Source organism: Cryobacterium levicorallinum (assembly GCF_004402405.1).
Taxonomy (GTDB): Bacteria; Actinomycetota; Actinomycetes; order Actinomycetales; family Microbacteriaceae; genus Cryobacterium; species Cryobacterium levicorallinum.
Window position 1 is genome coordinate 38,860 of record NZ_SOFE01000003.1, and the last position, 19,780, is coordinate 58,639.

General features: G+C 66.0%; 18 protein-coding genes. 7 read left to right on the forward strand and 11 right to left on the reverse strand.

All coding sequences use genetic code 11. The features are described from left to right. Positions 1 to 76: 76 nt before the first annotated feature. Entirely contained in the window at positions 77 to 1,567 is a 1,491-nt protein-coding gene (locus tag E3O11_RS01915; RefSeq protein ID WP_092451273.1) for a catalase, read from the reverse strand. Positions 1,568 to 1,613: 46 nt separating this feature from the next. Continuing rightward, on the reverse strand, positions 1,614 to 2,090 hold the full coding sequence (locus tag E3O11_RS01920) for a Fur family transcriptional regulator (RefSeq protein ID WP_092451379.1): 477 nt from the start codon (positions 2,088 to 2,090) through the stop codon (positions 1,614 to 1,616). 100 nt (positions 2,091 to 2,190) lie between these two features. On the opposite strand from E3O11_RS01920, the gene E3O11_RS01925 reads away from it, so the two are divergent. Further along, positions 2,191 to 4,248: an MMPL family transporter gene (locus E3O11_RS01925; RefSeq protein ID WP_092451275.1), complete on the forward strand. Its 2,058-nt coding sequence runs from the start codon at positions 2,191 to 2,193 to the stop codon at positions 4,246 to 4,248. 63 nt (positions 4,249 to 4,311) lie between these two features. Here E3O11_RS01925 and E3O11_RS01930 read toward each other — a convergent pair whose 3' ends face one another. Then, positions 4,312 to 5,742 (reverse strand): amidase, encoded by a 1,431-nt coding sequence (locus E3O11_RS01930; RefSeq protein WP_092451277.1) that lies wholly within the window; start codon positions 5,740 to 5,742, stop codon positions 4,312 to 4,314. Positions 5,743 to 5,819: 77 nt separating this feature from the next. On the opposite strand from E3O11_RS01930, the gene E3O11_RS01935 reads away from it, so the two are divergent. Continuing rightward, positions 5,820 to 6,644: an SDR family NAD(P)-dependent oxidoreductase gene (locus tag E3O11_RS01935; protein WP_092451279.1), complete on the forward strand. Its 825-nt coding sequence runs from the start codon at positions 5,820 to 5,822 to the stop codon at positions 6,642 to 6,644. A gap of 85 nt (positions 6,645 to 6,729) precedes the next feature. On the opposite strand, the gene E3O11_RS01940 is transcribed toward E3O11_RS01935, so the two are convergent. The 3 genes from E3O11_RS01940 to E3O11_RS01950 all read right to left on the reverse strand — a co-directional run bounded on the left by E3O11_RS01940 (position 6,730) and on the right by E3O11_RS01950 (position 8,854). Further along, positions 6,730 to 7,308, reverse strand: coding sequence for a GNAT family N-acetyltransferase (locus E3O11_RS01940; RefSeq protein WP_170851577.1), 579 nt, complete (start codon positions 7,306 to 7,308; stop codon positions 6,730 to 6,732). Beyond that, entirely contained in the window at positions 7,301 to 8,023 is a 723-nt protein-coding gene (locus E3O11_RS01945) for a uracil-DNA glycosylase (RefSeq protein ID WP_092451281.1), read from the reverse strand. Before E3O11_RS01945 ends, E3O11_RS01940 begins: the two co-directional genes overlap by 8 nt. Positions 8,024 to 8,146: 123 nt before the next feature. Next, entirely contained in the window at positions 8,147 to 8,854 is a 708-nt protein-coding gene (locus E3O11_RS01950; protein ID WP_092451283.1) for a Type 1 glutamine amidotransferase-like domain-containing protein, read from the reverse strand. A 55-nt stretch (positions 8,855 to 8,909) separates the two neighbouring features. On the opposite strand from E3O11_RS01950, the gene E3O11_RS17440 reads away from it, so the two are divergent. Next, positions 8,910 to 9,050: a hypothetical protein gene (locus E3O11_RS17440; RefSeq protein WP_158251651.1), complete on the forward strand. Its 141-nt coding sequence runs from the start codon at positions 8,910 to 8,912 to the stop codon at positions 9,048 to 9,050. On the opposite strand, the gene E3O11_RS01955 is transcribed toward E3O11_RS17440, so the two are convergent. From E3O11_RS01955 to E3O11_RS01970, 4 genes are read right to left on the reverse strand one after another with little or no spacing between them, the layout of a single operon-like run. After that, positions 9,038 to 10,177 carry a bifunctional 2-methylcitrate synthase/citrate synthase gene (locus E3O11_RS01955; RefSeq protein WP_092451285.1) on the reverse strand — a complete coding sequence of 380 codons (1,140 nt, stop codon included), beginning with the start codon at positions 10,175 to 10,177 and terminating at the stop codon, positions 9,038 to 9,040. The genes E3O11_RS17440 and E3O11_RS01955 overlap by 13 nt on opposite strands. 10 nt (positions 10,178 to 10,187) lie before the next feature. Next, positions 10,188 to 11,105, reverse strand: coding sequence for a methylisocitrate lyase (prpB, locus tag E3O11_RS01960; protein WP_092451288.1), 918 nt, complete (start codon positions 11,103 to 11,105; stop codon positions 10,188 to 10,190). After that, positions 11,105 to 12,640: an MmgE/PrpD family protein gene (locus E3O11_RS01965; protein WP_233195369.1), complete on the reverse strand. Its 1,536-nt coding sequence runs from the start codon at positions 12,638 to 12,640 to the stop codon at positions 11,105 to 11,107. Before E3O11_RS01965 ends, prpB begins: the two co-directional genes overlap by 1 nt. 31 nt (positions 12,641 to 12,671) lie before the next feature. Beyond that, a complete protein-coding gene (locus E3O11_RS01970; protein WP_092451292.1) occupies positions 12,672 to 13,352 on the reverse strand; it encodes a GntR family transcriptional regulator in 681 nt (226 codons plus the stop codon). Between the two features lie 91 nt (positions 13,353 to 13,443). On the opposite strand from E3O11_RS01970, the gene E3O11_RS01975 reads away from it, so the two are divergent. From E3O11_RS01975 to E3O11_RS01985, 3 genes are all read left to right on the forward strand, one after another. Further along, positions 13,444 to 15,387 carry an AMP-binding protein gene (locus E3O11_RS01975; protein ID WP_277871248.1) on the forward strand — a complete coding sequence of 648 codons (1,944 nt, stop codon included), beginning with the start codon at positions 13,444 to 13,446 and terminating at the stop codon, positions 15,385 to 15,387. 88 nt (positions 15,388 to 15,475) lie between these two features. Then, positions 15,476 to 15,823 (forward strand): DUF485 domain-containing protein, encoded by a 348-nt coding sequence (locus E3O11_RS01980; protein WP_092451296.1) that lies wholly within the window; start codon positions 15,476 to 15,478, stop codon positions 15,821 to 15,823. Then, entirely contained in the window at positions 15,820 to 17,442 is a 1,623-nt protein-coding gene (locus E3O11_RS01985) for a solute symporter family protein (RefSeq protein WP_092451298.1), read from the forward strand. The genes E3O11_RS01980 and E3O11_RS01985 overlap by 4 nt, the downstream gene beginning before the upstream one ends. A 400-nt stretch (positions 17,443 to 17,842) precedes the next feature. Here E3O11_RS01985 and E3O11_RS01990 read toward each other — a convergent pair whose 3' ends face one another. Next, complete coding sequence (locus tag E3O11_RS01990; protein WP_170851578.1) at positions 17,843 to 18,625, reverse strand: SDR family NAD(P)-dependent oxidoreductase; 783 nt, start codon at positions 18,623 to 18,625, stop codon at positions 17,843 to 17,845. A 29-nt stretch (positions 18,626 to 18,654) separates the two neighbouring features. Here E3O11_RS01990 and E3O11_RS01995 point away from each other — a divergent pair, with 29 nt between their 5' ends. Then, entirely contained in the window at positions 18,655 to 19,755 is a 1,101-nt protein-coding gene (locus tag E3O11_RS01995) for an acyltransferase family protein (protein WP_241994616.1), read from the forward strand. Positions 19,756 to 19,780: the final 25 nt, after the last annotated feature.

A 19,780-nucleotide genomic window follows, 5' to 3' on the forward strand; every position in this document is an offset into this window, starting at 1 on the left:
TTCCGGTGAGCGGCTGCAGCACACACAAAACCGCCCGGGCTGGGAACAGGCCGGGCGGTTTTGTCGTGCAGAAGCGCTACTGCGCGGCGACGTACTCAGCGTCGATGGCGGCAGCCGCGGCGAACACAGCGAGGTTCGCACGCAGCTTGGCGCCGAGGTCGGCGTCAACGCTGGTCCAGTACCAAATGGCACGCTCGGTGACCTCGGGGCGGGTCACGCCGCTGATGGCACCGGTGATGGTGTCGAGGAAGCGCGCCTTGGCGGCGTCGTCGTAGACCTCGCGGTACAGCGTTCCGGCCTGGCCGAAGTCGCTGTCCTCGCTGCGCAGGGTCGCGGCGGCACGCAGCAGCGTTCCGTCGCCTTCCCAGGCGCCCTCGCCGGCCGCGGCCGGGTCGGCGACGGGGCCGCCGAGGGAGTTGGGTGCGTAGTTCGGCTGGCTCGGGGCGTTGAAGTGGTGGCGCTGCGCGCCATCCTGCGAGTAGTTGTTGACCGGGCTCTTCGCCGCATTGATCGGCAGCTGGGTGTAGTTGGTGCCGACGCGGTAGCGCTGCGCGTCGGGGTAGGAGAAGATGCGCGCCATGAGCATCTTGTCGGGGCTTGCGGCAATTCCGGGAACGAAGTTGGCGGGCGAGAACGCGGCCTGCTCGATCTCGGCGAAGAAGTTCTCCGGGTTGCGGTTGAGGGTGTGGGTTCCGACCGGAATGAGCGGGAAGTCGGCGTGCGGCCAGACCTTGGTCACGTCGAACGGGTTGAATCGGTAGGTGTTGCCCTGCTCGTACGGCATGACCTGCACGGAAACGTTCCAGGACGGGAAGTTGCCGGCGGCAATGGCGTCGGACAGGTCGCGACGGTAGTAGTCAGCATCCGCTCCGGCGATGAGCTCAGCTTCTGAGCCTTCCATCTCGACGTTGCCCTGGTTGGATTCGAAGTGGTACTTCACCCAGAACCGCTCGCCGGCGGCGTTGATCCACTGGTAGGTGTGCGAGCCGAAGCCGGGCATTTCACGCCAGGAGCGCGGCAGGCCGCGGTCTCCCATGAGGTAGGTCACCTGGTGGGCGGACTCCGGGGAGAGCGTCCAGAAGTCCCACTGCATGGTCGCGTCGCGCAGGCCGGTGCCCGGCAGGCGCTTCTGCGAGTGGATGAAGTCGGGGAACTTGATGCCGTCGCGGATGAAGAACACCGGGGTGTTGTTGCCGACGATGTCGTAATTGCCCTCGGTCGTGTAGAACTTGACCGAGAAGCCGCGCACGTCGCGCCAGGTGTCTGGGCTGCCCTGCTCGCCGGCCACGCTGGAGAAGCGCTGCAGGGTGGGGGTGACGGTGCCGGGCTGAAACACGGCCGCGCGGGTGTACTTCGAGACGTCGCCGGTCACGACGAACTCGCCGTGCGCTCCGCTGCCCTTGGCGTGCACGATGCGCTCCGGAATGCGCTCGCGGTTGAACTGGGCGAGCTTCTCGACCAGGTAGCGGTCGTGCAGCGCGGTGACGCCGTCGGCGCCGACGGTGAGGGAGTGCGCGTCGCTGGCGACGGGCGTTCCCGTCTGGTCGGTAGTGGGCTTGATAGTCATGGTGCTCCTTGGTGTGGATCAGCAACGCGAGGTTGGCGGAAAAAAGTTAGGGGTGTGCGGTGTCGAGCTGGCACTGGGCGCACAGGCCCCAGTAGATGACCTCGGCGGCGCGCACGTCGAAACCGAGCGTATCCGCCGGCGTGAGGCAGGGTGCGTGACCGATGGCGCAGTCCACGTCGTGCACCACAGTGCAGCGGGTGCAGACGATGTGGTGGTGGTTGTCGCCGACCCTGCGCTCGAACAGGGCGGGCGAACCGGCCGGTTCGATCTTGCGCACGAGTCCGGCAGTGCCGAGCGAGGCGAGCACCCCGTAGACCGCCTGCAGCGAGGTGCCGGGCAGGTCGGTGTGCACCGCTGTGAACAGGGCATCGGCGTTGGAGTGCGGCATATCGGTGAGGGCGCGCAGCACAGCCAGACGCGGCGCCGTGACTTTGAGACCAGCCGAACGGAGGCTGTCGGCCAGCAACCCGGCGTCGGCTGCGGCCAGGCGCAGGCCCGCGGTCTCTTCGCTCGGTTCGATCATCGTCATGCTCCGACCCTAGCATTTGTTTTGAGTAATTCAAAACAATTCGGGCACTGGTATAGCTAGCTAGGATAGCGATTATCGAGGTTCTGGAGGAACTGTGCTCGCGATCACGCGATTCATCACCGGCAAACGCACCGCCTGGGCGGTCTTGCTCGGAACACTCGTGGCGGTCGGTCTGCTGTTTGCGCTGCTCCCGGCCAATGAGTCCGAGGATTTTCCGGCGGCGGGGCTGCCGGAGACCAGCCAGGCGGCCCAAGTCACCGAGCTGCTCGCCGACTTTCCCTCGGCCGACCAGACCGCGGCGATCGTGGTCTGGAGCCGCGACGGCACCGCGCTCACGGCGGCCGACCAAACCGCGATCACCGCCGCAGCCGAGCAGCTCGGTGCCGCGTCGATCGCCCCGCGCGCGGCCACGCCGCAGTTCAGCGACGACGGTCAGGCGGCGCTGAGTGTGGTGCCGCTGGAGGCGGCGAGCGCGACGGCCGACATTGCGAAGACGGCCACCGACATCCGTTCAACGGCGTCGACCGCGCTGCCGAGCGGGCTGACCGCCTATGTCACCGGGCCGGTCGGCTTTCAGTCCGACATCACCAACGCTTTCGCCGGAGCCGACTTTCGCCTGCTGCTGGTGACCGTGATCGTCGTCGCGGTGCTTCTGATCGTGACCTATCGCAGCCCGGTGCTCTGGATCGTGCCGCTCGTCGTGGTCGGGCTCGCCGACGGCCTGGCCGGCAAGGTCGCCGGCGCGCTGACCGAACCGCTCGGTTTCGCCCTCGACGCCTCGATCTCGGGTATCCTCTCGGTGCTCGTGTTCGGCGCCGGCACCAATTATGCCCTGCTGCTCGTGGCCCGCTATCGCGAAGAATTGCTGCACACCGAAAATCGCAACGTCGCCATGCGCACCGCCGTGACGAGCGCCGGCCCGGCCATCGCGGCGAGCGGCGGCACCGTTGCGCTGAGCCTGGCGACCCTGGTTTTCGCCGAACTGGCCGGCAACCGGGCGCTCGGCATCGCCTGCGCCATCGGTGTACTCATCGCCATTCTGTTCGCCCTGCTCGTGCTGCCGGCCGCCCTCGTGGTCTGCGGGCGCGGCCTGTTCTGGCCGTTCATTCCGCGCGTGCAGGCCCATGCCACTGCCCCGCGCACCGGCTTCTGGACCAGGCTCGGTCGCGGAGTGGCCAGGCATCCGGTGATCATCACGATCGTGTCCGTTCTGGTGATCGGTTCGCTCGCGTTCGGGCTGAACGGAGCCGCGGTCGGGCTATCCCAGGCCGACCAGTTGCTCGGCAACCCGGAGTCGGTTGTTGCCCAGGACATCGTGGACGCGTCTTTTTCGGCGGGGCTGACCAGCCAGACGGTCGTGCTGACGCCGGATGCGGTATCCGCTGACACCGTGGCAGTGGCCCTGCAGACCCCAGGGGTCTCCGCGGCTGTCGCCGGTGAGAACGCCGGCGGCCTGACCCGCATCGATGTCACCCTAGACAGCGAACCAGGCAGCGACCTGACTTTCGCGACCCTCAGCCAACTGCGCAGCGATTTAGCGGATGCTTCGGGCGCGGTCTCGCAGGCGCTGGTCGGTGGCAGCGATGCCACGGCCCTCGACACGAAAATCAGCGCCGAACGGGACCAGGCCCTGATTCTGCCGCTGATTCTGGGCATCGTCTTTCTCATTTTGGCGCTGCTGCTGCGCTCCCTCGTGGCGCCGGCGTTGCTCATCGCCACCGTGCTCGGCACCTTCTTCGCCAGCCTGGGAGCTTCGAACCTGATCTTTCAGAACCTGCTCGGCTTCGCCGCGTTCGACACCAGCGTCGTGCTGTTTTCCTTTCTGTTCCTGGTCGCTCTCGGCGTGGACTACAACATCTTCCTGACCACGCGAGCGCGGGAAGAGGCCCGGCGCTACGGCACCCGAGAAGGCATGGTGCGGGCGCTCTCGTCGACCGGAGCGGTGATCACGAGCGCCGGGATTCTGATCGCGGCGGTGTTCGCCGTGCTCGGCGTCCTGCCGGTCGTGGCGCTCACCCAGATCGGCGTGATCGTCTGCATCGGCGTGCTGCTCGACACCCTTGTCGTGCGCACCGTGCTCGTGCCGGCCCTGGTCTTTCTGGTGGACGACCGGTTCTGGTGGCCGTCAAAGCCTGTCGCGTCACGCCAGTAGAATTTCGGCGCGACTCTGGTTGACTCCGGGCTCACGCCCGGTGAGGCCAACGCCCGGTCAGGCCTACGCAGGGTCGGGCGGCACGCGGTCCTGCCAGCGGATGCGCCGCTCCAGCTGCGCGCCGAGCGCCAGCAGCGTCGCTTCGCCGCCGGGTCGCCCGATGAGCTGCACGCCCATCGGCAGGCCGTCGTCGGTCTGGTGCACCGGCAGCACGATGGCCGGCAGCCCGCTCACGTTGATCATCGAGGTGAACGGCGTGTACTGCACCTGCTGGGCGAAGTTCGCCTCGCCGTCGTGCGCGTCGTACCAGCCGACCGGCCGCGGCGTCAGCGCCATCGCCGGGGTCAGCACGGCATCGAATTTCGACAGCTGGCGAATGAACGAACGCTCGAACGCGGACAGTGCGGCCAGCGCCTCGGCGAGTTCCCGGGCACCGAGGGCACGACCTCGGGCGAGCAGCCACTGGGTCAGCGGTTCAAGCAGGGCGACGTCTGCGTCGGTTTCGGCCGGGATGGTCGCCGCGCCCGCTTGCCAAATTGTGCGAAACGCCGGCACATAGCTCGCGTCGGGCACGAGTGCCGTCTCCTCGAGGCCGTGCTGCAGCGCGGCGAAACCGGCCACGGCGAGATCGAGCGCGGCCTGGGCTTCGGGCGCAATCGAAATGGAGTAATCGTTATCCCAGGCTGAAGTGGTCATGACGCCGAGCTGAAACCGCCCATCGCCGCGCACCGCCGCGGCCAGCAGCGGAGCTTCGTCTCCCGGAGCCCGCAAGGCATAGTGGTGGTCGGGGTGACCATCTCGCGGCGCGATCATGGCATCGAGCAGCAGAGCGGCATCCGCTACCGTGCGGGCGATCGGGCCGCCGACGGCGAGGCCACCGAGCTTGTCGACTCCGGAAGCGGACGGCACCCGTCCGCGGCTCGGCTTGAGGCCGACCAGCCCGCAGGCGGCCGCTGGGATGCGGATGGACCCGCCGCCATCGGAGCCCGGCGCGAACGGCAGCAGGCGGGCGGCGACCGCGGCGGCGGCGCCGCCGCTGGATCCGCCGGCGCCGAGCGCAAGGTTCCACGGCGTGCGAGCCGGCGGTGCCGCGAGGCTTTCGGTGTAGGAGGCGAGGCCGAATTCCGGCGTGTTCGTCTTGCCGAGGCTGACTCCCCCGGCGTCGTCGAGGGCCTGCACAAGCTCATCCGACTCGTCGGGCACATAGTCGGCGAAGAGGCGGGAGCCGAACCTGGCCGGCACCCCGGCACGCAGGTACAGGTCCTTGTCGGCGAACGGGAGGCCCCAGAGCGGCGCGGTGCGCGGCATCCGCTCTTCAACGTAACGGGCCCTGACCCTGGCCGCGTCTGCCGTCACCGTGACAAAGGCACCGAGTGCCGGATTGTACTTCTCGATGCGGGCGAGGTAGTGCTCGGCGAGCTCGCCCGGGCTGATTTCGCGGTTCTGCAGGGCCTGCCATTGCTCAAGGGCGGTCAGTTCGTGTGGATCAGCCATGACCCGAGCCTAGTTCGGCGACGGTCGCCAATCAGGCAGCACTGGCCGGGGCGGCACAACGAGGCTAGCCTCAATCCATGGCCAGCGCTTTGTACAACCCCATCGGCACCACCGCGCTCATCACCGGAGCGTCGAGCGGACTCGGCGTCGGGTACGCCCACGCGCTCGCCCAGCGCGGCGCGGATCTGGTACTCGTCGCCCGTCGCCAGGCCCGGCTCGAATCCCTCGCGGTCGATCTCGCCGAGAAATACGGCACCGTTTCCACCGTGATTCCGCTCGATCTCACCGAAGCGGATGCCGTCCCCGAGCTGGTGCGCGACCTGCGTGAGCGGGCAATCACCATCGGCACCCTCGTGAACAATGCCGGATTCGCCACCTTCGGCACCGTGCTCGAGTCGGACGAGGCCCGCGAACGCGAGCAGGTGGCGCTCAACGTGCACGCGCTGACCGCGCTGACCCACGCCTTCCTGCCCGATCTGGTCGAGACCGCCTCGCTGCATCCGCACACTGCGGCGCTGGTGAACCTGGCCAGCACGGCCGCATTCCAGCCGGTGCCGCGCATGGCGGTGTACGGCGCGACCAAGGCCTACGTGCTCAGCTACACCGAGGCGATCAGTTACGAAACGCGGGCGAGCGGCCTCAAGGTCACGGCGATCTGCCCAGGTCCCGCCGACACCGAGTTCTTCGAGGTCGCCAAGACCGGCGGCGGCAAGAAGGGCACACCGCTCACGGTCGACGAGGTTATGCGCGCCTCGTTCTCGGCGCTCGACCGCTCGGTCACGCCCTCGGTCGTGCTGGTCGGCGCCCGCAACGCCCTGCTCGCCCGGGTCGCGAGCATCTCTCCGCGACGTGCGGTACTCAACGCCGTCGGCCGCCTGAACACGCCGCGCGGCACGCGCTGAGCCCGGGCACGCCCGCGAGACGCCAACTTCGGTCCCTATGCCCCGCGACCTGCCAACGTCGGCCCCATGAGCTGGGCCGACGGGGCTACTTCAGACTCTTCTGCAGCAGAATAGTGCCGAGCCAGCGCTCGAACTTGAAACCGACCTTGCCCATGCGGCCGATCTCCTCGAAACCGAAGTCGCGGTGCAGCTTGATCGAGGCATCCGCTCCCTGATCCGCGATCACGGCGATGATCTCCTTCAGGCCGGCCGCCTTCGACCGCTTGATCAGTTCGCCGAGCAGCTCGCGCCCGAGTCCCTTTCCGGTGGACGCGGCGCCGAGGTAGATCGAGTTTTCGACCGTGAACCGGTAGGCCTTCTTCTGTTTCCACGGGGCGACCAGGGCATAGCCGAGAATCTGGCCGGCCGGTGAGACGGCAACGATGAACGGCATGCCCTGCTTGTTCAGGTAGTAGAACTTGTCGCGCCACTCGGGGAGAGTCATGGCATCTTCGTCAAAAGTGACGGTGCTGTTGGCTACGTAATAATTGTAAATTTCGCGAATGTGCGGCAGGTCGGTCGCCCGCACCTCACGCATCGTGTATTCGAACGGCGTCTCGACGGCGGTTTCCGGCCGCAGGTGGCGGGGCAACCGACGACGAGGCTCGTATTCTTCCTCAAGCACCGGGCACTCCCCTTTCTGGTTGATTCCAGATTACCGGAAGCTCCCAGTTCACCGATGCAGCCCCCTGCCCGGTCAACAGCCGGTTGGCGTTGCTGAATGGCTTCGAACCGAAAAAACCACGCCAGGCCGATAGTGGACTCGGGTGCACCGACTCGTGCACGGGCGTGTCGCCGAGCAGTGGCTTGAGCGCGCCGGCATCCTGTCCCCACAAAATCGCGACCAGCGGATGTCCCCGCCCGGCCAGTGCGCGAATGGCCTGGTCGGTCACCGCTTCCCATCCCTGGCGGCGGTGCGAACCGGCCGCTCCCGCACCGACGCTGAGCACCCGGTTCAGCAGCAGCACGCCCTGATCGGTCCAGGCCGAGAGGTCGCCGTGCTCGGGTCGCGGCAGGCCGAGATCGGCTTCATATTCAGTGTAGATATTGCCGAGGCTGCGCGGAAGCGGGCGCACGTCGGCTTTGACGGCGAAGGCCAGGCCGATCGGATGGCCCGGAGTCGGATACGGATCCTGCCCGACGATGAGCACCCGCACGGCGTCGAACGGCTGGCGGAACGCGCGCAGCAGGTGCTCCGCAGCGGGCAGCACGGCGCGGCCGGCGGCTCGTTCACGCGTCAGGAACTCGCCGATCCTGGCCAGGTCATCGGCCACGGGTGCGAGGGCGAGCGCCCAGCCCGGATCGATGTCGCCGCTGGCCGCGAGGGCGTCGAGGTTCACGACCTCACCCGGCCGACCGGGCGCGCCCGATCAACCCGGCAGGTACCTGATGGGGTGGCGACCGCCGCGAGCTGACTCGGTACGCATGTTGCGGCATCCGTTGTGCAGGCTGTCATGCGCGGGTCAGGCGCCGATGGTGCTCACGAGCACGCCGCCGTCGGCCTGGCTGACGTTCCAGACGCTGCCGGCGCCGAGCACGCGAAGTGCGCCCTCGCCGACCACGAGCACGGTGTTCTCGTCGATGGCGAGGCCGCCGTCGATCAGGCCGGCCTCGGTCGCCGCGATCAACCGGGACAGGCTGCCGGACTGGGCGGCGTGCACGTCGACCGTGACGTCGAGCAGTCCGATGCCCTGGGCGAGGGTGATCTCGTCGAGGCCCTCGGAGACGTCTTCGGGCGTCACCTCGACGCCGCCGATGCGCCAGCCGCCGATCAGGGCTCGTTCGGCGGCGATCATGGCACCGGCCGAGAAGCCGAGGTAGGGCACGCCGGCCGATACCTGGCGGCGAATCTCGCCGGCTATGGGGAGCAGTGCGGCCAGGTAATCGGGGGTCACGCCGCCGCCGATGAGAATGCCGTCGACAGCGCCCAGAGCGGTGAGGTCGCCGGTATCGCCGGGCGCGAGTACGGTGCGGCGGGTCTGCACACTGTCGCCGAGCGAGGCAGCCAGTTCCTCGGCGTGGGCGCTGCCCGGGCCGACGGTGATGATAGCCACGATCGGTTCGTCACGGCCAGCCTGTGCGGCGTGAGCCACAACCTCGGACAGGAACGTTCCGAGCACCTGGGCATTGTGGGCCGGGTCTCCTCCGCCGCCGACCAGGTGCACGCTCACGCGGTGACCTTCGTTTCGGTCGTGGCTGTGTCGTTGCTCGAAAGAGGTGCGTCAAGTGTCATTCGACAATGCTAACGAAAGACGCAAGCGCCGTGACCGCAGGCACAATAAAGCGGATGCCGCGCTGCCGACCGGCAGCGCGGCATCCGCTCGTTGCGGTTTATCCGGCGCGAAGAAGAAGCGCTACGGAACCTGACGCTGGTCGAGCCCGTTGTAGGCCGACAGCGGGCGAATCAGTGCGTTGCTGGTCTTTTGCTCCATGATGTGCGCGGTCCACCCGGTGATGCGCGCCGCAACGAACAGCGGCGTGAAGGTGAGGGTGTCAAACCCCATCAGGTGGTAGGCCGGGCCCGAGGGGTAGTCGAGGTTGGGCAGGATCGCCTTGCGCGTCGTCATGGCCGTCTCGAGGGCTTCGTAGAGTTCGAGCAGCTCCGGCTTCTCGTAGTGCAGGGCCAGGGTGACGAGCGCCGCCCGCATGGTCGGTACGCGCGAGTCGCCGCTCTTATAGACGCGGTGCCCGAAGCCCATGATCTTGCGCTTCTCGGCGAGCGCCTGCGCGAGCCAGGGCTCGGCCCGGGCGGCCGAGCCAGCGCCGAGGCCGATCTCGGTGAAGGTGTGCATGACGGCTTCGTTCGCGCCGCCGTGCAATGCTCCCTTGAGCGCCCCGACCGCGCCGGTCACGGCCGAATAGAGGTCTGACAGGGTTGAGGTGATCACCCGCGCGGTGAACGTCGAGGCGTTGAAGGAGTGCTCGGCGTAGAGAATCATCGACACGTCGAAAGCGTTGACGACGACGAGCTCAGGCACCTCCCCGAAGGCCATGTGCAAAAAGTTCGCCGAGTAGCCGAGGTCGTCGCGCGGCTCGACCAGGTCGAGCCCATGCCGACGCCGCTGGTCGTACGACACGATCGCGGGCAGCTGGGCGAACAGCCGAATCGACTTGGCCAGGTCGGATTCCGGCGACGGGTTCTCGGCTTCCGGATCGCTCGCTCCGATAACGCTCACCGCGGTGCGCATGACATCCATCGGGTGCGCGGTCAACGGCAGTTCGTCGATGATGCGCTTGACGACCGGGTTGAGGTGGCGCAGCGATCGTTCGAGGGCCTCGAACTCGGCCAGCTGTTGGTCGTCGGGCAGCTCCCCGTGCCAGAGCAGGTAGGCGACCTCCTCGAAGCTCTTCTTCGCCGCGAGTTCCTGCACCGGGTAGCCACGGTAGAGCAGCGAGTTGGTCTCCGGGTTGACCTTGGAGACCGCGGTCGTGTCGACGACCACGCCGGTCAGCCCCTTATAGACGTGTGGAGCGAGTGTTTCCGTGTCAGACATTATGCTCCCCTTATACCTTGGACGAAATGTGCGGGTTCAGCGTGAAATCGAAGATACCCGAATCGAACTGGCTATACGACGCGTAGTCGAGCAATTCGTACAGGTCAGCCCGGTGCTGCATCTCGGGCAGCATCGTCGTGAGCGAGCCGGTCTGCTCGATCGCATCGAGTCCGCGGGCCGCCGACCCCATCGCGAGGCGCAGCAACGACACCGGAAAGATCACCAGGTTCATGCCCACGTTTTCGAGCTGCTGCACGGTGTACAGCTCGCCCTTGCCGAATTCGGTCATGTTCGCCAGGATCGGCACCGAGACGGCCGCCCGGATCGTCTCGAACTCGGCCAGGCTGCCCATCGCCTCGGGGAAGATCGCGTCCGCTCCGGCATCCTGCAGCTGCTTTGCCCGAGTCACCGCGGCATCCAAACCGTCGACGGCACGGATGTCCGTGCGCGCCATCACGAGAAAGTTCGCATCCCGGCGGGCATCGACCGCCGCGCGGATGCGCTTGATCGCGGTGTCCGCATCCACGACCTGCTTGCCGTCCAGGTGACCGCAGCGTTTCGGGTTGATCTGGTCCTCGATGTGCATTCCGGCCAGGCCAGCATCCTCGAGAGTCTGAATGGTGCGCGCCACGTTCATCGGCTCGCCGAAGCCGGTGTCGGCATCGACGATGGCCGGCAGGTCGGTCATCCGGGCGATCTGCTGCGACCGGCCGGCCACCTCGGTGAGGGTGGTCAGGCCAATGTCGGGCAGGCCGAGGTCGGCCGAGAGCACGGCACCCGAAATGTAGACGCCCTCGAACCCCTTCTGCTGAATGAGTTTGGCCGAAAGCGGGTTGAACGCGCCCGGAAAGCGCAAAATCTTGCCGCTTTTTAGGCCCTGGCGCAGGGCAATGCGCTTGTCAGCGGCGTCGCGCCTGGCGTACAGCATTAGAAGATTCCGATCGGCGCAGTAATGGAGGAGAGCAATCCCGGCTTGGCCACGATGGTCAGGCCGCCGAGCTCAGCCGCGCCGAGCTCGGGCAGACGCTGGGCCAGAGCGAGAAAGCGTTCAATCTCCGACGCCTCCATGACCGGGGCAGCGAGGGTGCGGAACTTGTTGATGTACTCCGCGCGGGCGAAGGGGCGAGCTCCGAGCGGATGCGCATCGGCGACGGCAATCTCGTCCACGATGCGGGTTCCATTGGCCAGTTCGATCTCGACGCGACCGCCGAAGGCCTTCTCGGCCGGGTCGAGGGAGTGGTAGCGACGCGTCCACTCCTTATCCTCGGTGGTTGTGACGGTCTGCCACAGGGCGATGGTGTCTGGGCGGCCGGCTCGTTCCGGGCTGTAGGAATCGACGTGGTTCCAGCTGCCGTCCTGCAGAGCGACCGTGAAGATATAGGGAATGGAGTGGTCGAGCGTCTCGCGGCTCGCGGTGGGGTCGTACTTCTGCGGGTCGTTGGCGCCGGAGCCGATCACATAGTGCGTGTGGTGGCTGGTGTGGATGACAACGCTCGTGATAGCCCCGGCGACGAGCAGTTCGGGGTGTTCGTTGTGCAGCTTGCGAGCGAGGTCGATCCAGGCCTGCGCCTGGTATTCGGCCGAGTGCTCCTTGGTATAGCTGTCCAGAATGGCCCGCTTGATGCTGCCGGCTTTCGGCAGCGACACGTCATAGGAGCCGTCCGGGCCGTCGAGCAGCCAGGCGATGACGCCGTCTTCGCCCTCATAGATGGGAGTCGGGCTGGTTTCGCCGCGCAGCGCACGGTCGACGGCTTCGACAGCCATCTTGCCAGCGAAAGCCGGGGCGTGCGCCTTCCAGCTGGAGATTTCGCCCTTGCGGGATTGGCGCGTCGCGGTCGTGGTGTGCAGCGCCTGACCGACGGCCTGAAAGATGGTTTCCTTGTCGAGGCCGAGCAGGGTGCCGATACCGGCGGCGACCGACGGGCCGAGGTGGGCAACGTGGTCGATCTTGTGCGCGTGCAGGCTGATCGATTTCACCAGGTCGATCTGAATCTCGTAGCCGGTGGCGATGCCGCGAATCAGGTCGCTGCCGGTCAGGCCGCGGGAGGCCGCGAGGTGCTGGGCGACCGCCGTGATCGGCGGGATATTGTCGCCGGGGTGCGAGTACTCGGCGGCGAGGAACGTGTCGTGATAGTCGAGTTCACGCACGGCCACACCGTTGGCCCAGGCCGCCCACTCCGGGGAAACCCGGCGGGCGGGGGCGAGGCCGAACACAGTCGCTCCGTCGCCGCCATTGGAACGCGGATGTGCGAGCGCCTGCGAGCGGGCGGCGATCACCGGGCGACGAGTCAGGCTGGCCGCCGCGACGGAGGCGTTGTCGATCACCCGGTTGATGACCATCTCGGTCACCTCTTCAGAGACGAGGGCCGGGTCGGCGGCGACCTCGGCGATTTTCCAGGCCAGCTGGTCCTCGCGGGCCAGATTCTCGTCGCTCTTGTGAACTCGAACGTGGTGAAGCTGCACTGTGGATCCCTTCGTTAGGTGACCAGGGCCGCTAATTGGCGACAGTGGCCGAACCCTCATCGATCGCCGCGAGGACGCTCTGGAGGCTTTGATGAAGATGAATATGGGTGGCATGGGCCGCCAGCGACGGATCGCCGGCGATGATGGCGTCGAGAATCAGCAGATGCTCGGCCGCCGCGGCATGGAGCCGCAGCGGATTTCTCCGGGCCAACCGACGAATTCGGGCCAAGTGGGTGCGTACGGCGCGCAGGGCGCCGACGAGAAAGGGGTTGCCGACCGCGACATCGATGGCATCTTCGAGTTCATCGATCAGCCCGTAGTATCGGTGCACTCCGACGTCGCCCTGTTCCAGCAGCTGCGGAGCATTGACGAAGCCCTCACGGAGCAGGGCGAACGGGGTGGGATCACGGCGAATCGCCGCCAGACGAATGGCCTGCACCTCAAGCGCCTGGCGCAGTTCGTAAAGTTCGGAAATACTGTCGACCGAGATATCGGTGACTTCAAAGCCACGGCCTCGGCGACCGACGACGAGTCCATCGGCAATCAATCGGGCCACCGCTTCCCGCAGCGGGGTGCGCGATATGCCAATACGCTCGGCCTGTTCGACTTCGAGCAGGGCAGCCCCTGGTGCGAGGAATCCGTTCAGGATTTCCCCGCGCAGCTGACGGTACGCTCGCTCACTGGCGCGGAGCGGCACGTCTAACCCCAACATTGCGGTTTCTGTATACACAACTCAGATCCTATTCCACAATGCTGGGTTATATGCAATACTTCAACCACTCTTTGTATACAGAGGCACTTCGATGGAGAAGATAGACATGAACGGCGAATCAGGTGCGAGCTACCGGGATGCGTGGCGACGCAGCATTTCGTCGACGGAAGCCTTCTGGCTTGAGGCGGCTGAGGGCATCGACTGGATCACGCAGCCCCGTCTGGCGCTCGCTCCCGACGGCCCGGCGACCGGCAGCTGGTTTCCCGGCGGCACTCTCAATACCAGCTACAACGCACTCGACCGCCACGTGCTGGCCGGCCGCGGCGCCCACACCGCGCTGATCTATGACTCCGCCATGACCGGCACCCGGGTCAAGCTCAGCTACCTCGACCTGCTCGGCCGCGTCGCCAGGTTCGCCGGCGTACTCCGCGCCAACGGCGTTGGCACCGGCGACCGCGTCGTCATCTACCTGCCGATGATTCCCGAAGCCGTTGTCGCCATGCTCGCCTGCGCCCGCATCGGCGCGGTGCACTCGGTCGTGTTCGGTGGTTTCGCCGCAACCGAACTGGCCGTGCGCATTGATGACGCCCGCCCGAGTGTCATCGTCACGGCATCCGGCGGCCTGGAGCCTGGCCGCGCGGTGGAATACCTGCCACTGGTCGACAAGGCCATCGCCCTGAGCCAGGGTTCGGTGCACACCGTGATCGTGCAGGGCCGGGACAGCATCCCCGGCTCAGCTGCTGACTACCAGAACCATTCAGAAGCGGATGTCGTCTGGCTCGACTGGGCAGCCGAAGAGGCCAAAGCCGCGCCGGCCGACCCGGTCGCCCTGCGCTCCGAAGACCCGCTGTACATCCTGTACACGTCCGGTACGACCGGTGAGCCCAAGGGCATCATCCGCGACAACGGCGGCCATGCCGTTGCGCTGAACTGGTCGATGCGCAACATTTACGATGTGGGACCGGGCGACGTCTACTGGGCCGCATCCGACGTCGGCTGGGTGGTCGGACACTCCTACATCGTCTACGCGCCGCTCCTGGCGGGCGCGACCACGGTCCTCTATGAGGGCAAGCCGATCGGCACCCCGGATGCCGGCGCCTTCTGGCGCGTCGTCGACGACTACAAGGTGAAGGTTCTGTTCACCGCGCCGACCGCCATACGGGCCATCCGCCGGGTCGACCCCGACCTGCTCGAACTGAAGAACCACGACGTTTCGAGCCTGACCAGCCTGTTCTTGGCCGGCGAACGACTCGACCCCGAGACCTTCCACTGGGCCAACAATGGGCTGCACTGCCCGGTCGTCGACCACTGGTGGCAGACCGAGACCGGGTGGGCGATCTGCGCCAATCTGCTCGGCATTGAAGAATTGCCGACCAAGCCGGGTTCGGCCACCGTCCCGGTACCCGGATACGACATTGCCATTCTGGATTCCAAGGGCAAGCCGATCGAGAAAGTCGGCAAGGACGGCAACATCGCCATTCGACTCCCCCTGCCGCCCGGAACCCTGCTCGGGGTCTGGGGCAGCGAGGAACGGTTTACGAGTTCATACCTGACCGCCTTCCCCGGCTACTACGCCACCGGCGACTCCGGCCATTTCGACGCCGACGGCTACCTGTTCGTGATGGGCCGCACCGACGATGTGATCAACGTTGCCGGGCACCGGCTCTCCACCGGGTCGCTCGAAGAGGTACTCACCCTGCACCCGGCCGTCGCCGAGTGCGCGGTACTCGGCGTGCACGACGCCCTCAAGGGCCAGCGAGCCGCTGGTTTCGTGACCCTCAAAGTAGGGACTAGTGTCGACCACGACGTTCTGGCCGCCGAACTCGTCGCGCTCGTCCGGGAGCATGTCGGCCCGGTTGCCGCGTTTCGCGACGTCACCATACTCGACCGACTGCCCAAAACGCGGTCGGGCAAGATTCTTCGCAAAACCATTCGGCAGATCGTCGACGGTGAAGAATATTCCGTTCCCCCCACTATCGAAGACCCCACCGTTCTCGACGATTTGAAACAGGCGCTGTCAGCATCCGTTTCCTAACCAGGTCAAGACCGCTCGCGCCCTAAACCGCGCACCGACAACTTTTCCGTAAAACCCGTACTTTCCACCCTTAAGGCAAGGAGGCCCCATGAGTGAAGCAGTGAAAGACGCCCCACCGAAGTCCATCATCGACTACGAGGCTTTTGAAAAGACCCCCCGTTTTCTCGAGTTGAAGCGCACCCGCAACAGGTTCGTCGTACCGATGGCAATCTTCTTCTTTGTCTGGTACATCGCCTACGTACTCGCTGCCGCGTACCTGCACGAGTTCATGGCCACGCCGGTCTTCGGCCGCATCAATATCGGACTGCTGCTCGGCCTCGGCCAGTTCGTCACGACGTTCGCCATCACCATGACCTACGTGACCTTCGCGAACCGCAAGATCGACCCGCGCACCGAAGAACTTCGCCTTGAGCTTGAGCGGATGGAACAGCGATGAACGCACTGCACCTCCTGGCCACGACGGTCAAACCGGTTGAAAACAACCCGATCCTGAACATATCCATCTTTCTCGCCTTTGTGGCGGTGACCCTGATCATCGTCATCCGCTCCGGACGCAACAACAAGTCCGCCGCGGACTACTACACCGGTGGCCGCTCGTTCACCGGACCGCAGAACGGTTTCGCCATCGCCGGCGACTACCTCTCGGCGGCGTCGTTCCTCGGCATCGTCGGCGCCATCGCGATCAGCGGCTACGACGGGTTCATGTACTCGATCGGATTCCTCGTCGCCTGGCTCGTGGCCCTGCTGCTCGTTGCGGAGCTCATGCGCAACACCGGCAAGTTCACGATGGCCGACGTGCTCTCCTTCCGGTTGAAGCAGGGTCCAGTACGCGTGGCAGCAGCAACGACCACCCTGGCCGTGTGCTTCTTCTACCTGCTCGCCCAGATGGCCGGAGCCGGCGGACTCGTCTCGCTACTCCTCGGCATCAACGACAAGCTCGGCCAGTCCATCGTGGTCACCGTCGTCGGCGCGCTGATGATCGTCTACGTACTGGTCGGCGGTATGAAGGGCACCACGTGGGTGCAGATCGTCAAGGCGTTCCTGCTCATCATCGGTGCACTCGCCATGAGCATCTGGGTACTGGCCCTGAACGGGTTCAACCTGTCGGCCCTGCTCGACAGCGCTGTTGCCGTCTCGACCTCCGTTCCGGCCGATGCGATCCTGGCTCCGGGCCTGAAGTACGGCACCAACCCGCTCGACTTCATCTCGCTCGCCCTCGCCCTGGTTCTCGGAACTGCCGGCCTGCCGCACGTGCTCATGCGCTTCTACACGGTTCCGACCGCCAAGGAAGCTCGTCGCTCTGTGGTCTGGGCCATCTGGCTCATCGGCGCGTTCTACATCTTCACCCTCGTGCTGGGCTTCGGTGCCGCATCGCTCGTTGGTGCTGACACCGTTCTCGCCGCTCCCGGTGGAGTGAACTCGGCAGCTCCGCTGCTCGCGCTCGCTCTCGGTGGTCCGCTGCTGCTCGGCTTCATCTCGGCCATCGCCTTCGCGACGATCCTGGCCGTTGTGGCCGGAATCACCATCACGGCGGCAACGAGCTTTGCGCACGACATCTACGGCTCCGTCATTAAGAAGGGCAAGGGAAACCCCGACGACGAGGTCAAGGTTGCCCGTCGCACCGTGATCGTGATCGGAATCCTCGCCATTGCCGGTGGTATCGGCGTGCAGGGGCAGAACATCGCCTTCCTCGTGGCACTCGCGTTCGCCGTCGCGGCGAGCGCCAACCTGCCCACCATTCTCTATTCCCTGTTCTGGCGTGGCTTCACTACCCGGGGCGCGGTCTGGAGCATGTACGGCGGGCTGTCCTCAGCCGTGCTTCTGATCATCTTCTCGCCGGTATTCTCGGGCACTGACACCTCCATGTTCGGTGCCGCCGTGGACTTCGCGATCTTCCCGCTGAGCAACCCGGGCATCATCTCGATCCCGCTCGGGTTCTTCCTGGGCTGGCTCGGATCGGTCACCAGCACCGTGAAGGAGAGCCCGAAGCTCGCCGCCGAAATGTCGGTGCGTTCGCTCACCGGGCACGGCGCCGAAAAGGCCGTCGAGCACTAACCCTCTGCAGTACACAAACGGGCCGGCCAGGATGCATATCCTGTCCGGCCCGTTTCTGTGCCCCTGCTGCTGCAGGCATCCGCTCCCGGGGTACGGTGGTCGCCGACCTCGGCCAGCGGATGCGCGCGAGCGGCCCCGCAGACACCCTCATGTCGGCAGCATGCCCACTCCAGTTCAAAATGTGGCTAAATACGGTGGCAGGATGGCTCAGTTTCGAGGGCAGCTCCGGGTCAGTTGTCCCCCCTTCGCGGCACGCGGGAGTTGTGGCCAGGCCACAGGTCCCGCGCACTGGCGGAACACCCGCGTAACGAGGCCGGCCAGCACCGCCCCCGCTCCCAAACTCCCGCGCACCGGCGCAGGTCCCGCGAATTGGCGCAACCCCCGCGCGGCCGGAACGTGGTTAGAGCTCGCGCACTTTCAGCGAACCACGGGCGATGCGTGTCGGGGCCGCCTGGGCGACCGGCTTGATCACGATCAGGTCGAGGTTCACGTGTGCCGGGCGCTCAACGCTCGACACGATGGTCTCCGCGATGTCCTCCGCCGATAGCGGATCTGGCACGTTGTCGTAGGCCGCGAACGCCTTGTCGGCGTCACCGTTGAAACGAACCAGACCGAACTCATCCGTTTTGACCATGCCTGGCGCGATCTCGATCACCCGAATCGGCTCACCGGAGAGCTCGAGGCGCAGCACCTCGGTCATGGCGTGGGCAGCGAACTTGGCCGCGTTGTAGCCGCCGCCACCGAGATAGGCCACGTGCCCGGCGATCGAAGTGATGGTGACGATGTCGGCCGACCCGGCCCCGGAGTCGATGCCGGAGCGCAGCAGCGGCAGAATCGCCGTGGTGACCCGCTTGACGGCGAGCACGTTGATCTCGAACATCCAGGCCCAGTCCTCGATACTCCCGGCCTCCACAGTGTCGAGGCCTTTGGCGCCGCCGGCATTGTTGACCAGGGCGTGCACCGGGCCGGTGGCGGCGAGATAGTCGCGGAGGGCGTCGACATCCGCTTGCAGCGTCAGGTCAGCGGTGAAGACATCCGCTCCCGTGTCCGCTCGCAGCGTAGCGAGGCGGTCGGCCCGCCGCGCGACCCCGACCACATCCCAGCCTCGCAGCCGGAACAGGCGAACGGTCGCCGCTCCGATTCCCGAACTTGCTCCGGTCACAACCACTCTTCGAGTACTCATTTCTCCATTGTGGCGGGAGAATGGATTCAATGAGCGCACTTGGCACCGCCACCACTCGACCGCAGAAGCGTCGCTTACCCCTCTGGGACAACGCGCGCTGGATCGCGGTCACCCTCGTGGTGATCGGCCACGCCATTCTCAAACTCATCGGCGAAGCGGATGTCGCATATACGCTGTACCTGTTCATCTACGCATTCCACGTGCCGGTGTTCGTTGCCGTGAGCGGCTATTTTGCCAAATCGGGGCCTCCCGACGCGCGACAGATGCAGCGGCTGCTCACCGACATCGTTTTTCCGTACCTCATCTTCGAAACCATCTGGACCGGGCTGCGCTGGATCCTCGGCGGCAAATTTCTGCTGGATTACTCCAGTGCCAGCTGGACCCTCTGGTTCCTGCTCGCCCTGCTGATCTGGCGGATCGCATTGCCCTACCTGGTCTTGCTGCGCTATCCCCTCACCATCAGCATTGTGATCTCCATCGGCGCCGGCTACATCTCGTCGATCGATGGCACCTTCACCCTCGCCCGCACCCTCGGGCTGCTCCCGTTCTTCGTGTTCGGCTGGAAACTGCGGCAGTGGCTGCTGACGGACACCTGGCTCGAACTGCGCGCGGGGCTGGTCTGGCGCTGGCGGGCCGGGGCGCTCGGGCTGTTTGGCGGGCTGTACCTGCTGATCACCCTCAATATCGAGACCCTGCGCGAGCTGCAGGTGCGCCGTTTTCTGCTCTACGACGAGTCGTACGCGACGTTTGATTACTCCTCATGGTGGGCCGGCGGCATCCGTTTGGCCGTCATACTGCTCGCCTTCGCGCTGATCGTGGCGTTCCTGATGCTGATCCCCCGGCGCACGACCTGGTTCAGTGAGCTCGGAGCAGCCACGATGTATATCTATCTGCTGCACACCTTTCTGCTCTACCCGCTGCGTGAAACCGGTGTACTCGACGGGCCGCAGCCGGGCTGGGTGCTTCCGGCGATGATCGTGCTGAGCGTGGCCATCTCGATCGTGCTCTCGCTGCCGATCGTGCGGAGGGTAATGCGGCCCCTGGTCGAGCCGAAAGCCCGGTGGCTGTTTCGCCCGGGCGCTGCGACACCGACGGGCACGATTGTGCTGCCGCATCGCGACCGAAAGTAGCATCCGGCAGAAGATGACGCCGTGT

Excerpts from the sequence above, each read along its gene's own strand:
- E3O11_RS01915 (WP_092451273.1), bottom strand. The coding sequence starts at position 1,567 with ATGACTATCAAGCCCACTACCGACCAGACGGGAACGCCCGTCGCCAGC.
- E3O11_RS01920 (WP_092451379.1), bottom strand. The coding sequence starts at position 2,090 with ATGATCGAACCGAGCGAAGAGACCGCGGGCCTGCGCCTGGCCGCAGCC.
- E3O11_RS01930 (WP_092451277.1), bottom strand. The coding sequence starts at position 5,742 with ATGGCTGATCCACACGAACTGACCGCCCTTGAGCAATGGCAGGCCCTG.
- E3O11_RS01935 (WP_092451279.1), top strand. The coding sequence starts at position 5,820 with ATGGCCAGCGCTTTGTACAACCCCATCGGCACCACCGCGCTCATCACC.
- E3O11_RS01955 (WP_092451285.1), bottom strand. The coding sequence starts at position 10,177 with ATGTCTGACACGGAAACACTCGCTCCACACGTCTATAAGGGGCTGACC.
- prpB (WP_092451288.1), bottom strand. The coding sequence starts at position 11,105 with ATGCTGTACGCCAGGCGCGACGCCGCTGACAAGCGCATTGCCCTGCGC.
- E3O11_RS01970 (WP_092451292.1), bottom strand. The coding sequence starts at position 13,352 with ATGTTGGGGTTAGACGTGCCGCTCCGCGCCAGTGAGCGAGCGTACCGT.
- E3O11_RS01975 (WP_277871248.1), top strand. The coding sequence starts at position 13,444 with ATGGAGAAGATAGACATGAACGGCGAATCAGGTGCGAGCTACCGGGAT.
- E3O11_RS01980 (WP_092451296.1), top strand. The coding sequence starts at position 15,476 with ATGAGTGAAGCAGTGAAAGACGCCCCACCGAAGTCCATCATCGACTAC.
- E3O11_RS01985 (WP_092451298.1), top strand. The coding sequence starts at position 15,820 with ATGAACGCACTGCACCTCCTGGCCACGACGGTCAAACCGGTTGAAAAC.
- E3O11_RS01990 (WP_170851578.1), bottom strand. The coding sequence starts at position 18,625 with ATGAGTACTCGAAGAGTGGTTGTGACCGGAGCAAGTTCGGGAATCGGA.
- E3O11_RS01995 (WP_241994616.1), top strand. The coding sequence starts at position 18,655 with ATGAGCGCACTTGGCACCGCCACCACTCGACCGCAGAAGCGTCGCTTA.